Genomic DNA, 13,941 nt, shown 5'->3' on the forward strand with positions numbered 1-13,941 from the left:
GCGTGATAACTTACTCGTCCTTCGAACGCATGTACGTTTGATACTTTTTCTTGAGCATTTTATCGATATACTGCGTTAACTTCACTTTGTGCGCGATGGCATCATCCAGTGCATCCACTAACTCCGCCAACATACCCTTGTAGTATTCAGCATCCTGCACTTCTTTTCCGTTAGGGGTGATAAGCTTTTTATGCGGCCCTTTCTGCTTAATTTGCTCGATGACCTCAGAGAGATCTGCTTCCACATCCACCTCATCTTCCTCAACCTCCGTTTGCTCGGGTTGAGGTGCATCAGGTACGAACATTTCCTCTTTCACTTCATCGATGACGGTCGTTACCGCTTCCTCATCAAGTACTTCAAGCTCTTCAAGAAATCCAAACAATAAAATGCGATCCATCAGGGTGTTGATTTTTCTCGGTACACCACGAGTGAATTTATGAATACGGGAGAAAGCCTCGTCAGAGAACAAAGCGTTCCCACTCCATCCCGCGTGCTCCATTCTGTATTCAATGTAGCGCTTTGTTTCTTCTTCCATCAAGGGTGCTAGATGGCAGGAAGCCACGATGCGTTGACGGAATTGCTCCATATTTGGTGCACGTAAAATAGGCTGCAATTCTTCCTGACCTAACAAAAAACTCTGCAGTAGTGGCTTGCCAGATTGTTGGAAATTAGACAGCATTCTTAGCTCTTCTATGGTTTCCAACGGCAGGTTTTGCGCTTCATCAACCAGCAATAATGCCCGCTGTCCCTGACGACTGAGATCAAACAAAAAGGTTTCCAAATCTTTAAGGATATCCGCTTTGGTTGAACCCGCTACATTAATGCCAAACTTAGCGGCCACCATTTTGACCAATTCATCAGGTGTGAGTTTAGGCGTCACTATTTGCGCTGCGACTATATCGTCTTCAATGTCTGCTAACAGACTGTTTGCGATAGTGGTTTTCCCTGTACCAATATCACCGGTAATGACAATAAATCCCTCTGCCTGCGACAAGCCGTATTGCAGATACGACATTGCTCTTTTGTGCCATTTACTGGCGAAGAAGAAAGCCGGATCCGGCGTGAGCTGGAATGGCTTTGAATCGAGTCCATAAAAACTTTCGTACATGTAAACTACCGCTGATACTGAGAACCATGACTAATGAATGTGTAAGAGTATCTCAAAGCTCACATTATCGCCATGACTCTGTGATACAAACCCCAAATGATCTTCCTATTTTTGCGTTTGCTTCCCCACAATCTGACTGATAATACCTGTGGTTGAGACACCTTCTTCAAAATGTAACACCCGCACTTCCCCACCAGCTTCCATGACTTCCTGACCACCTGCTATTTCTTCAACCCGGTAGTCACCTCCTTTTACCAGAATATCTGGTAGTAATGAGGCAATAAGACGTTGAGGTGTATCTTCACTAAAAGGTACCACCCAATCTACAGCCGCAAGTCCCGCCAGCACAGCCATGCGGCGACCAACATTATTGATGGGTCTGCCTGGTCCTTTTAATCGAGATACCGAATCGTCGTCATTTACCGCCACGATGAGACGATCGCCGAGTTTTGCTGCGGCCTCCAGATAACTCACATGCCCGGCATGTAAAATGTCAAAACATCCGTTTGTCATGACAATACGTTCTTGCCTGTGTCTCGACTGTAGCATAGCCTGGGCAAGTTGTGCCTCAGTCATTACACCACCGTCAAGATGCGTCGATTGCTCCCCTAACGCCACAGCAAGCTCGGTAGTAGATACGGTAGACGTGCCAAGCTTACCCACCACCACACTGGCAGCTATATTCGCCAGCACACAAGCATGCTGCAATGACTGCTTGGCAGCTAAAGCAACTGCGAGGACTGATACCACAGTATCACCCGCACCTGTGACATCAAAGACTTCTTTGGCTTTCGCTGGCAAATGATAGGGCTCGTTTTCCCTTTCAAACAATGTCATTCCCTGCTCAGAGCGCGTTAGCAACATGGCGCTCAGATTGAGGGAATCACGAAGGGATACCGCTTGCTGGCACAACTCAGCTTCGTCTTGTGCTAGGCCTGTTATAGCTGTCAGTTCCGCTCTGTTGGGCGTAATGATAGTCGCATCCCGATAGCGGGTAAAATCACTGCCTTTAGGATCTATTACCACTGGTTTGCCAGCTAGTTTGGCAGCTTGAATGAATTGCTGAACATCTGACAAACACCCCTTGGCATAATCTGAAAGTACCACCACGTCATGAGTGTCAAGGGCAATCGTGAACGCGTCAACCATGGCAGACTTATCAACCTCGGCAAAGCTTTTTTCAAAATCCAGGCGCAGTAGTTGCTGGTTGCGACTCATAACGCGTAATTTCGTAATTGTATCGCGCTCGGGATAGCGAAACAGTCGGGTATTGATGCCATGGGAAGAAAGGCGCTGCTCCAGTATACTGGCATTTTCGTCATCACCGGTTACCCCTAGCAGAGTTACTGCGGCACCCAGCGTGGCGGCGTTAATAGCAACGTTTGCAGCTCCGCCCGGCCTGTCTTCTGTATTGTCTACATTAACCACGGGGACAGGTGCTTCGGGAGAGATACGGCCTGTACCGCCCGACCAATATCGGTCAAGCATCAGGTCGCCCACAATTAAAATTTTGGTTTGGCTAAAATCTGGTAACATCATCACTTATAAGATGTATTTAGTATGTGGTAGAAGAGTATAACAGGCGCGATGGCAAAAGAGCACACAAGGACACAGAACTGGTATGTCTACATTATAGAAAACCGTTTGTCCCAGTTGTATACCGGTATAACAAACAACCCTCAGCGGCGAATGCGGCAACACTCCGGGGAAATAAAAGGCGGAGCCAAAGCCTTAAAAGGTAAAGCCCCACTCTCTTTTCGCTGGGTTGGACACGTTCCTGATAAAACTACCGCTATGCGCGCAGAGTATCTCATTAAGCAGATGAACCGCACGGCCAAAATGGCCATAATTAGTGGTACAGTTAACGCCCTCGAAGGGGTTACACCTTGTCTTGAACAGTTCACCGACAGTGGCAAAACTGTAGGGTCAGGCCAAAAACTCCAGCACACCATTAACGATAAGCGCAATACCGATACTCAGCGTTAACTCAAGACAGGCAACACCTATATTGTGTTGCTGATCCACTTCCTGACGATAGTTTAAACCATACAAGATAAATTTTTTGCTGATGGTAACCAGCACCAGTAACGCAAGAGATAATACTGTGCCGACGATTAACCATCCGGTCACGTTACTCACGTAGCCTGCTGGATGATAATTCAGCACGTAACTGGCAGACGAAACAATCATCGCAATACCCAGTAAATTACCCGAGTGTTCTACCGCCAAAGCTAACTGTCCCTGACGAAGTGCGCCCTGAAAGGAATCATTTTGGTTGTCTCTGGCATAGCGTATTTCATACAAGCGAGTCATCATTAGCAACAAAGCTAGTACCACAGTAAACCCGGTAACAATTGCGATTATGGCATTCATATCACTGCCATCCACCCATAGCACCATGCTCCGCAAGATAATTGCACTGGCAATTAAGCTGGCGGCATCAACAAGCGCGACGCTTACGCTTCTATCGGCGATAAGGTCCATTGTATCGAGCTTATTCAGTACCATTTTATCATGGGCAAAACGACCAAATTTTACCAAAACGATACCAAGCAAACCGAAAGTGAGCATGCCGATTGCCGCCGTTCCGTAACCTTCCCCGACATGTCGACCGACAACAGCGCCCACGACGATACACAAAGACAACATGCCACCAGCCATACTTATGCCAAAGGCGAAGTTATCTTGTACACCAAGTTCGTCTGCAACGGACCGTTTTTTGAATGTGCCCGCTAGCCATTTCATGATCATTAAAAGCAGCAGCGCCAGACTAATATCAATTAGTAAATACACCCACAGGTCGTGGGGTAACTGAGTCAGCTTAACGAGTACGTCCATAAAATCGCTCCTCGCGATGATAGTCATAAACACTGGAGGCCAACAACATCTTGTGCCAGACTCTTGTCTGTTAACTCATTGATGGTTGAGCGTATTATGCCTACGGAAGAAATAAAAAACAGGATTATTATTGAAACTGGTAAAGATCGTTTATCTCAATTTATCACAAGACACGGCAACGATTTATTGCCGCCTGATACAACAGAAGTTCTAACAGATCTCTTTGGGAAGAGTGAATTTGTCTTCAGGCAGGTAATGCAACACCCGAAATGGATATGCCAAATTCTGGATAATGAAGAACTGCCTTCTACCCCGAAGGGGTTTACGCAACTTATTGACTTTATTGAAGTTATGTCTGACGAATCAGCTTTGCATCGTCACTTACGTCACGTACGTCATCTCTACATGAGTAAAATAGCGTTTAGGGATCTCACTAATCAACAACCTGTAGAAGTTTCATTAAAACAAGTTTCAGCCCTCGCAGATGCACTTATACTCTCAGCCTATAACACACTTTATAACCAGCATTGCGCTCAATTCGGTACGCCTCAGGGTGAGAACGGTCCACAACCCATGCTAATTCTCGGCATGGGGAAACTGGGAGGGTGTGAGTTAAACTTTTCCTCTGATATAGATTTGATATTTGTATACCCCGAAAAAGGCGAGACAGAGGGCGGCCGCAGAAAGGTAGAGAACCAGCAATTTTTCATTAAATTAGCGCAGAAGCTCATTAATGCGTTGAATAAGATCACAGCTGATGGCCAGGTTTTCAGGGTCGACATGCGACTTCGTCCTTTTGGCGACAGTGGGCCTCTGGTAATGCATATGGGCGCGTTTGAAGATTATTATCAGGAACAGGGGCGGCATTGGGAGCGATTTGCCATGGTTAAAGCCCGGGTGCTTAATCCAATGTCAGCATACCGGGAGGAAGTGGAAAATATCCTCAAGCCTTTCACCTTCCGTCGCTATCTCGATTTTACTACTATCGATTCACTGCGTGAAATGAAACATCTCATCGCCAGCGAACAACGACGCCGACAACTTGGAGAAAACATTAAACTGGGCAGCGGGGGGATCCGGGAAATTGAGTTTTTCGCGCAGAGTTTTCAGCTTATTCATGGCGGACGGGAACCTTCGCTTCAAGTTAAGGGCCTGAAAGATACACTGACAGCTATATGCTCCCTGTCACTGGCAAATCGCGAAGATATGACAACGCTTTATCAGCATTATCTGTTCCTGCGTAAAACAGAACACACCCTACAACAAATCAACGACGAGCAAACTCAGCTTTTACCAGAAGAAAATGAGAAAAAGGCCATTCTGGCTTCCGTACTTGGCTACCCTGACTACCGGTCGTTTTTGGAGGCACTTGAGGAGGTTCGCCTTAGCGTTCACCAGATGTTTAAGGAAATCATCGAGACCTCACAGGAAAGTCATGACGACGATGACTCCCTGTACTTGCGCTGTTGTGATGGCTGGCACTTGACGCTAGCCGAAAGTGAATTCTCGGACTTGTTTACTCCCCCGCTCAGCCCCGAAGAGGCATCCGGTGTTTTTGCAAGCCTTACGGGGTTTCGGGAGAATTTAACCCGTTCCAGACTGGGTCAACGAGGCGCTGATTCTCTCGATAAACTCATGCCGGAGGTTTTGTATTCCCTTGTTGACCAGCATCCCAGTAAAATGTCACAAGTGTTAGACCGCCTTCTAAACGTGATACTAGCTGTTGTAGGCAGAACTACTTACCTTGACTTGCTACTGGAAAATCCGGACGTACTCAATCAGTTGATCAAGTTGTGTGACAGAAGTGGATGGATCGCCCTGCAAGTAAAAAGGTTTCCGTTATTGCTTGATGAATTACTTACGCCGCTTTATTTACAGCAACAAAATACCAATATTGATGAAAGCCGTGAGGTCTATCGTGATGAACTCCGACAGCAGTTGCTTCGCATAGAACCCGATGACGTGGAAATGGTGATGGATGGCTGGCGTCAATTTCGGCTCTGCCAGCAATTGCGTATTGCTGCCAGCGATATCAGCGGCTCTTTGCCCATTGCAAGTGTAAGTGACAAACTCACCGCCCTTGCAGAAGTCATATTGGAAAGTGTGCTGCATCATGCCTGGACACACACACAGGAGAAATATGGAAAACCGTCTCATTTAAAAGACGGAGAATACGGATTTATGATTGCAGGCTATGGGAAGCTGGGTGGTTATGAGCTCGGTTATGGCTCCGACCTAGATTTAGTTTTCATACACAATGCTCCCCGCGATGCGGTGACCGACGGAAAACGGCAAATCGGTGCTCCACAGTTTTACATTAAGCTCGCACAGCGTTTAATGCATCTTTTAAATACCAAAACCCTGTTTGGTCAGTTGTATGAAACAGATCTACGATTGCGTCCATCGGGTAATGCAGGCTTGCTGTGCTGCCACATCGACGGTTTTGCCAGGTACCAGTTGGAAGATGCATGGACATGGGAGCATCAGGCGCTTGTCAGAGCCAGAAGTATTACCGGTGATGCTGACTTGATGACCAATTTCGACCAGGTGCGTGAAAGGATCCTGACTATACCCCGAGAGCAGGCGCTGTTGCGCAAAGATGTAAGAGAAATGCGTGCTAAGATGCGTGAACACCTTATTGCAGCCGATGCAGATGGTATCGATTTGAAGCAATGCCAAGGTGGAATAACCGATATTGAGTTTCTCGCACAATATTGGGTGCTGGCCAATGCGAACCGTTTCCATGACTTGACAAAATTCCCAGATAACCTTCGTATTATCGAAATGGCATCTGAATGCGGTTTAGTATCAGAAGATGACACGAAAACACTGCAACAGTCCTATTTGACCTTGCGTGACCATTATCATCAACTCACCCTGGCAGATCACAAATTTGCCGATAACTCACAGGTACTTGCCTCAATAAGGCAAGCGGTAACGGCTATTTGGGACAAAACGGTTAATGCTGAACAGTCGCAGGAGTAACCCCTTAGCTTGCTGGTGTACAGTTTTTTTTCAAAAATGGAGTAACTTCGGCTGTTACCACTAGCGTCCTTTGCTCGGGGCAGACGAAGGTACTGACATCTGCCTCAAAGTTGGCATCTATGGCACTGGCAATCGCCGACAAAGAACCAACGATGGTGTTGTTCATCTGAAACTGATACTTGATAATGAAATCTTGATCGAGATCCCAAATAACTTGCATCCCCTCTTGCTCTGCATAGCGACTAATGGCTTCTCGCAACGTATTACCGGCATTAAAGCTACGCATTTTTTGTTCCCCTTCCCAATCTTTATTTGCAGTCTTGAAGCCGCTCGACATATTGGAAAGCTGAGTATCTAAGCTCTCTGAGCCCTGGGAGAGCTCCACCACAAAATCTCCCTGCTCTTCCTCTATAGGATCCGTGGAAGACATGCGATATTCCCGGTAAAACTCACTTAACCCCTGAGAAACAGACTTTTCTTTTTTAGCGCCTTCCGGTACAGGTTCCGACTCGTTTTGCTCGTACAAAGCCACAATAATGCCCGCAATGACTATGAGCGCCAGAGCCAGACCTATGTGCTTAGCCCAGAATACAGCCTCAGATTGTGTTTGTTTTGCCATGCTTGTTACTGCCTCGCCCCCTTACTGTAAAGCCCTTACTTATACTATAGCGCTATCACCGACAATGCGCTGAAAGAATATTAGTACAGAAAACTATACCGCCGTTAATCATATAATGATGGATCAGCTTTATCAGGTCGGGTTTTAAAACGTTTGTGCATCCATAAATAGCTTTCTGGCTGCTCAGCAACTGCGGCTTCAACGTGCTCATTCAGCATTGTTAATGCTGGAATATCTTCCATTTCTCCCAAGTTTTCCATAGGTGGATAAAATTTAACTTTATATCCCTTAGCCGTGAACTGAGACGTTATCATTATGGGAACCGCGTCGGTGCGACGGATAAACATCAAAGTAGCAGTGGTGGTTGCTGTTTCCTTTACCCCACCAAAAGGCACAAAAATACTTTGCCCTCGACCATAATCCTGATCTGGCAAATACAAACACAACTCAGTACTGTCCAGAGCAGCCAACAACGCTTTTGCGTTTCTTTTATGGATCATGTACTTATTGGAGCGGGCACGACCGTGATATTGTAAATAGTCCATCAGCGGGTTGTCGTGCTTGCGATAAAATGCAATGGCAGGATGGGTATAACCCAGGCCACGACAAGCAAACTCCAGGTTCATATTGTGCAGCGCCATGCCAAACACTCCCTTGCCTTGTGCAATAGCCGCCTCGACGTGCTCGTACCCTTCTATTTCAAAATGCTTTTTAATTCGCCACGCAGGCCACCACCATCCCATGCCTGTTTCAAACAGCGCCATGCCGGTGCAACGAATATTTCGCTGTAGCAATGCTTCTCGACTCGCATCTGACATGTTCGGGTACATAAGGGCCAAATTGCGTCTGGCAACGTGAACCCTTTTGGGCACTATTATAGCGATAAGTTTGCCAGCTCCAGCACCCAATATGCGGATCAGTGGAAAAGGCAACCACAGCAAAAGGTATAACGCACCCGCGCCAAACCAAATTCCCCAAAAGCGAGGCCCAAGAAAAGATAAAGAAAAGGATGGAGGCTTAATTGCAGCTGACAATGCATTCTCTCAGATTCAGAATTTGCCTCATTGTACTGATTAAGTGAAAATTCGCCACTACAACGGCTGCAAAACAGAAAAGCTCAGATGAGTCAGTCAGTTAATACAGCACGTTAAAACCCTTGATTAATGTGAGCTATCTATCTCTTTCAGTTTTTTCTCAAATTGCTCAAAAGCAGCCTGTGAAGGATAGTCATAATGATACTGGTTGTGAAAACCATACTGTAGTTTCACCTGTGCATCTTCGACGTAAAGTGTATACCCATCAAGATCGGTAAACGCCACAATGCCGTTTAAGCGATACTTTTCATCTGTTTTATCGCCAAACTGTCGGATTTTATCAAATACCCGCAGTAGAAACTTGCTGTCTAATTCGTTTTTCATCACTATCGCGCCCGTTTCCAAAACCTACTGATGTTTACCCGAAAAAACACAGAAAAGATTACTTTTAATTGAAGTTGTAGCGGAAACCTACATTTATCATACTGGTGGAAAAATCTTCCTGACCGCGAATATACAGTGCTTCTAATCGCACCATACTGTTGAGGCCAATATGATAATCGAATCCAAGCCCTGCCATGCCAGCCAAAATCCCCTCGTCAACAGCGCAATAGGTAATGGCATCTGATTCCGAGTCATCGACCGTACAATCGTCACCGGCCACACCCTGAACGCCTTTCACATCCACGTCCATCACGCCCAGTTTATAGTACAACTCACCTATTCTGCCGCCAGCTTTGCCCAACACTGCCAGATAAAGACCTTCAGCCTGAAGTGTATCCAATCCATCGTCTTCATCTAATAAATTGTGATACCCGGCTTCCACGTACCACTGACTGCTAAACTGATGACCAAGTGCCAGGCTGTAAGCTACACCTGAATTATCTGTGACATCAAACTCAGCATCCGAATATCCCACCGTTGCAAGGCCGTACATTCTCTCCGTTGCCTGAGAGGAAAAACTCGCGGCAAGCATAACTGCTAAGGCAATTCCTTTTTTCATTCATCAATCCTGTTGTCAGAAGTAATATTCCAGCGCTACCTGGATATGATCGTCGCGCCGCATATAATAGAAAGTGTCGTCTGTTTGGTCAGACGAAAAAAAGTAAGCGTCGAGTTTCCAGCGCCAGTGGTCAGTCATTCTGCTGGACGCTTCCACGAAGGCTGAATACGTGTCGGAGTGATCTAAATCCTGAATGAAACCCGACAGAATTTCAGTGCCATCTATATCATTCCAAATCCAGCGCAACCCCAGCATAATATCGTTTTGCCCTGTGGCGAAGAAGTTGTCTTCACGCTCGTCATATTGGTATTCAACCAGCACACCAAGATCATAATTGGTATCGAAGACACCCACTGAGGTTCTTTCAAAGCCGGCCACCGCTGCGGCGAAATCTTCACTTTGCCCTGAGCGATAAATACCTTCAAATTTAAGTAACCAGCTACCTTGTACTTTTAGCACATCAACCCCGTATTGCTGGATCTGCGCATAGTAGGGTTGAATGATTGGAGTATCGTTGTCGTCGGTTGCAGCTAATAATTCTGGCTCTCTGGTAGTCCCGTCGAAATAGGACAAGCCTACTTCCCAATCTCCCAAAGAACGCTGCCAACGCAACGCTATGTCGATATGCTTCTCTTCATCGTCAGATTCATAGATGGCATCATTCTCACGAATTTCCACGGGAGGCCGCAGTCGACCGTCCTCGCCAGGAAACGTACGCTCGCGAAAATAAGGCAGCACAAAACCGGAAAACGTTCCCCAATCGCCGTAAACGTTCAGGTTTATCATGGGCTGCCCGAGTTTGTCTTCCCCGTCGATATTCTCAACCATATCTGTCTGATTAATGATATCCACCAGGTGGATAGATTCTGTCTGCCCCCAAAACACCTTGCTTACCCCTACACGGGTTTCCCAGGTATCAGCAGCGTGCATCCACATAAGTTCACGAATATCCACATGGGTTCTTTGCTCATCACGCTGATCTAAACGCACGAAGGGTTTAAACAGAATGCTGTCAATGCGGTTGTTCCATTCGGTGTAGAGCTCCGGGGATGCAAAAGCAGATACCTGAGAACGAGGTTGTTCAGGATATGCAGCATCTTGAAGAAAATAGCGAGTTTCCACGCCGGCTGACCCACTGATATCTATATCGGGCATTTCTGCCAGCGCCCATGGCGACATAATCGCAGATAACATGAGGGCAATTGAGCCCCGTTTTAGACTATCGCGCCCTGCGCAAGCTGTTGCTGTCAAAATCCGATTCCTCTAGTTCTGTGCCGAATACCAATGAATGGGTAATCAGTTCCGTTGATTTTTGCGTTTGCAGATTGTACATAAAACTGCGCATGGGTCGCCAGAACTCATCATCAAATAATTGGTAGTTATCGAATTCTAACACTTTCAGTGCTTCACCTTTACGGTCAAAAAACTCAACTTTCCTCGGGCGGTAGTGTTCTTTATCAATCCACACTATTTGTTTTGAATAACCAGAAAACTCATCAAGAGGTTTTTGCTCCAACAAATAAACAGCATCACCCTGGAATTCACTTTCCCCGAGTAAATCATAGGTAAACTTTGGTACTTCAAAAGATGTCATGTCTTCAAAGGCATACTCACTGCCCAGGAAAGGACCTGATTTATTACTGGTAGAAATGCGTTTTACCCGTTTTACCGCGGGCAGGAAGATCCACTGTTCATCTGGCGCATCTATGTGTGAAAAGCTCAGGAATGCTGTTCCGCTCAGATCTCTTGGAGAGTCGAAGATCGTTAACGCTTTGTCACCATCGGTAGGCACCTCAAGGGTTTTCACTCTCATTTCTCGTCGGGCTTCCTGACCCTGAGCATTTCTTAGCGTCATCGTAATGGTTGCAACGGTGTTTACCCAACCCCGGTTAACGTCTTTTCGCGCAGTGGCAACTCGCAACCCTTCCGCTTCTGACGCTGCGTCAGCCATAACACTTGCTGAAAAGGTTAAGCCACACGCTATTGCAAGAACAGATAAAGGACGAAAAAAACTCATGTCGCGTACCTCGTTTTTTGTTTCTTTTCTTTATCAAGCCAAATAAGGAAAGATGGTAAAAAGAGTAAATCAATTAATAATGCGGCGAGAATAATGATATTTGTCATCAACCCCATATCTGAATTAAGTCTGAAGTCTGAGAACAATAGTACTCCGAACCCCGCAGCCAGAACTAACGTGGTCGTAATCATCGCGCGACCAACTGTTTCAAAAGCATAGTTCACTGCAGACCTGACGTTCATTTTATTTTTACGCGCAGCCTGATATTTCAATAAGAAGTGCACGCTGTCGTCGACAATGATACCCATGGTCATACTCAATTCAACCGACAATGCCATATTAATCTCGCCGGATAACATTCCCCAAATGCCGAAACCTACACTGGCAGGCAAAAGGTTTGCCAGCAAGCTGACCAGCCCCAAACGCCAGGAGCGAAGCGCTAGGGTTATAATCAGAGATATCACTACCAGCGCAGCTACCGACCCCCACACCATACTTTCCATATTGCGGGCACCAATGTGCGCAAACATCAGTGCAGGGCTTGCGGCCTCCAGGCGCAAGTGAGGAGCAAGTTTGTTGAACCAGGTTTTCGTTCTTGTCTCAAACTCAGTAAATTCATTACTACCCAGGTTCTCGAGGACGGCAATGATACGTACAGCTGATTTATCTAAATCTACCTGATTGTTTAAATCCAAACCGTACGGCAACGACATCTCATAGAGTAATAAGTACTGTGCTGCCAGGTCTTTGGTTTCAGGCAATGTGAAAGCACTCGGCTTGTCATCATGCATATTCATGTTTAGCCGCTTTATGATATCGGCAAAACTGAGTACGTGTTTTACTTCTGGCTGTGAACGCAACCACTTGGCCAGTGCATCCACTTCTTTCATCGCAGCAGGATCATTAATGCCGTAGGCTTCATCCGTATAAACCGCAAAGTCGATGTTGGACATACCTCCCATATACTTTTTCTGTACTTCGACCGACTGCCTGAACGGCGAGGACAAATCAAAATATTCCACTGCCACATCGTTAAGACGATTATTGAGGCAAAACAACAGAGACACTGACAAAACAATAACGGAATATGGCAGTATTCTACGGTGGTGGCTATAGACCCATAATCCGAGTTTTCGAACCTGTTTATCACCCTGATTTGCACCTGACGTTTTTGGCTCTGACACCAACATGAGTAAGGCTGGCAAAACGGTTAGCGATAACAAGCAGGCCAGCATGACGCCCACCGCTGTAAGGTTTCCCAAGTGTGACAAAATGGGCACTTCTGCGAAATTCAGCATAAGAAAACCAATTGCCGTCGTCGCGCTGGTGAGCAAAATCGCTTTGAAGTTAATACGCAGACTTTCTGTCAGCGCGTCGCGTTTCATCATCCCGGCAGAGAGTTTTTGTCGATAACTCACAATGACATGCAGGCAATCGGCTACCGCCAATGTGGTGACCATAGTGGGAACATTTACGGTTGACGGACTTAAGAAAAGCCCGTACCAACCACCTATCCCCATGGTCATAATAATACTGCCTCCGACAATCACCAGAACAATACTGGCCGCTGCCCATGAGCGAGTCATCAGGCTAATCACCACAGCAATGATGACAAACATCAGGGGGATCAGTGTAACAGCATCATCTTGTGCGGTTAATGCGAAGGCATCGTTCATTATTACGATACCGGACAAATAGATCTCATGATCGGGAAACTCGGTTTCGAAACGAGACTCCAACTCCCTCGAAAAAGCCCCAATTTTCATGATATTGGGCGTCTGGTCTCCATCTGGCAACTGGATGGTAACGTTGATTACCGCCATCTTGTCGTCCATGGATATCAGTCGCCCACGAACATTTTCCAGCGGCGCAACAGATTTTTTCACCCATTCAATATGGTCACTATCTATCTGACCTTTTTTAATGAGGTCGGTTACCACCATGCCCTCTTCATCAGCATAGGTATAGGGATAATTAGCCAGTGACTCTACCCGGATAGACAAAGGGATTTGCCACGCTTCTTTTGTCAATGCCTCGACAAGTTTGAATGTGCTCGGCTGATAGACATTTTCATTGTGAGGTAGAATGAGAAACGTCACGTTTTCACTTTTACTGAAAACGTTTTGCATTTCTTCATAGGCAAGTTTCTGCGGGTCGCTTTCCTCAAAGAAAACTTTGTAGTCCCCCCTAAAGTACAAATTACCTACACCGCTTCCCAATGCAATGCATGCAATAACAAACAACAAAAGCACGGTTTTAGGTTTATCCATGCACCAAGTAACCCACACAGGCAGAGTTCGCATTCCTCTGAATCCTTTTTCTTTTACACACTAACAG

Annotated in this window: 12 protein-coding genes; 2 read left to right on the forward strand and 10 right to left on the reverse strand. The window is 46.2% G+C overall.

The window, feature by feature from the left end; translation table 11 throughout:
• Positions 1 to 10: 10 nt before the first annotated feature.
• Complete coding sequence (locus tag ACXACM_RS16665; protein ID WP_474823141.1) at positions 11 to 1,108, reverse strand: XrtA/PEP-CTERM system-associated ATPase; 1,098 nt, start codon at positions 1,106 to 1,108, stop codon at positions 11 to 13.
• A gap of 105 nt (positions 1,109 to 1,213) precedes the next feature.
• Positions 1,214 to 2,647 carry a bifunctional D-glycero-beta-D-manno-heptose-7-phosphate kinase/D-glycero-beta-D-manno-heptose 1-phosphate adenylyltransferase HldE gene (gene hldE / locus ACXACM_RS16670; RefSeq protein WP_474824402.1) on the reverse strand — a complete coding sequence of 478 codons (1,434 nt, stop codon included), beginning with the start codon at positions 2,645 to 2,647 and terminating at the stop codon, positions 1,214 to 1,216.
• A 48-nt stretch (positions 2,648 to 2,695) separates the two neighbouring features.
• Here hldE and ACXACM_RS16675 point away from each other — a divergent pair, with 48 nt between their 5' ends.
• Positions 2,696 to 3,094: a GIY-YIG nuclease family protein gene (locus ACXACM_RS16675; protein ID WP_474823142.1), complete on the forward strand. Its 399-nt coding sequence runs from the start codon at positions 2,696 to 2,698 to the stop codon at positions 3,092 to 3,094.
• Here ACXACM_RS16675 and ACXACM_RS16680 read toward each other — a convergent pair.
• Positions 3,035 to 3,946 carry a DUF350 domain-containing protein gene (locus ACXACM_RS16680; RefSeq protein WP_474823144.1) on the reverse strand — a complete coding sequence of 304 codons (912 nt, stop codon included), beginning with the start codon at positions 3,944 to 3,946 and terminating at the stop codon, positions 3,035 to 3,037. The genes ACXACM_RS16675 and ACXACM_RS16680 overlap by 60 nt on opposite strands.
• Positions 3,947 to 4,042: 96 nt before the next feature.
• On the opposite strand from ACXACM_RS16680, the gene glnE reads away from it, so the two are divergent.
• A complete protein-coding gene (gene glnE / locus ACXACM_RS16685) occupies positions 4,043 to 6,931 on the forward strand; it encodes a bifunctional [glutamate--ammonia ligase]-adenylyl-L-tyrosine phosphorylase/[glutamate--ammonia-ligase] adenylyltransferase (RefSeq protein ID WP_474823145.1) in 2,889 nt (962 codons plus the stop codon).
• Between the two features lie 4 nt (positions 6,932 to 6,935).
• Here glnE and ACXACM_RS16690 read toward each other — a convergent pair whose 3' ends face one another.
• The 7 genes from ACXACM_RS16690 to ACXACM_RS16720 all read right to left on the reverse strand — a co-directional run bounded on the left by ACXACM_RS16690 (position 6,936) and on the right by ACXACM_RS16720 (position 13,907).
• The gene (locus tag ACXACM_RS16690; protein ID WP_474823146.1) at positions 6,936 to 7,550 is read right to left on the reverse strand and encodes a TcpQ domain-containing protein; all 615 of its coding nucleotides are present in this window, start codon (positions 7,548 to 7,550) and stop codon (positions 6,936 to 6,938) included.
• Between the two features lie 104 nt (positions 7,551 to 7,654).
• The gene (gene lpxL / locus ACXACM_RS16695) at positions 7,655 to 8,584 is read right to left on the reverse strand and encodes an LpxL/LpxP family Kdo(2)-lipid IV(A) lauroyl/palmitoleoyl acyltransferase (protein ID WP_474823148.1); all 930 of its coding nucleotides are present in this window, start codon (positions 8,582 to 8,584) and stop codon (positions 7,655 to 7,657) included.
• Positions 8,585 to 8,710: 126 nt separating this feature from the next.
• Positions 8,711 to 8,968: a DUF3081 family protein gene (locus ACXACM_RS16700; protein WP_474823149.1), complete on the reverse strand. Its 258-nt coding sequence runs from the start codon at positions 8,966 to 8,968 to the stop codon at positions 8,711 to 8,713.
• A gap of 64 nt (positions 8,969 to 9,032) precedes the next feature.
• Complete coding sequence (locus ACXACM_RS16705) at positions 9,033 to 9,587, reverse strand: outer membrane beta-barrel protein (RefSeq protein ID WP_474823150.1); 555 nt, start codon at positions 9,585 to 9,587, stop codon at positions 9,033 to 9,035.
• 15 nt (positions 9,588 to 9,602) lie between these two features.
• The gene (locus tag ACXACM_RS16710; protein WP_474823152.1) at positions 9,603 to 10,838 is read right to left on the reverse strand and encodes a hypothetical protein; all 1,236 of its coding nucleotides are present in this window, start codon (positions 10,836 to 10,838) and stop codon (positions 9,603 to 9,605) included.
• Positions 10,807 to 11,604 (reverse strand): outer membrane lipoprotein-sorting protein, encoded by a 798-nt coding sequence (locus ACXACM_RS16715; protein WP_474823153.1) that lies wholly within the window; start codon positions 11,602 to 11,604, stop codon positions 10,807 to 10,809. The genes ACXACM_RS16710 and ACXACM_RS16715 overlap by 32 nt, the downstream gene beginning before the upstream one ends.
• Positions 11,601 to 13,907, reverse strand: a complete 2,307-nt coding sequence (locus ACXACM_RS16720; protein WP_474823154.1) for an efflux RND transporter permease subunit — start codon at positions 13,905 to 13,907, stop codon at positions 11,601 to 11,603. Before ACXACM_RS16720 ends, ACXACM_RS16715 begins: the two co-directional genes overlap by 4 nt.
• Positions 13,908 to 13,941 lie beyond the last annotated feature (34 nt).

The organism is Alteromonas sp. AWQ4_252 (genome assembly GCF_056158205.1).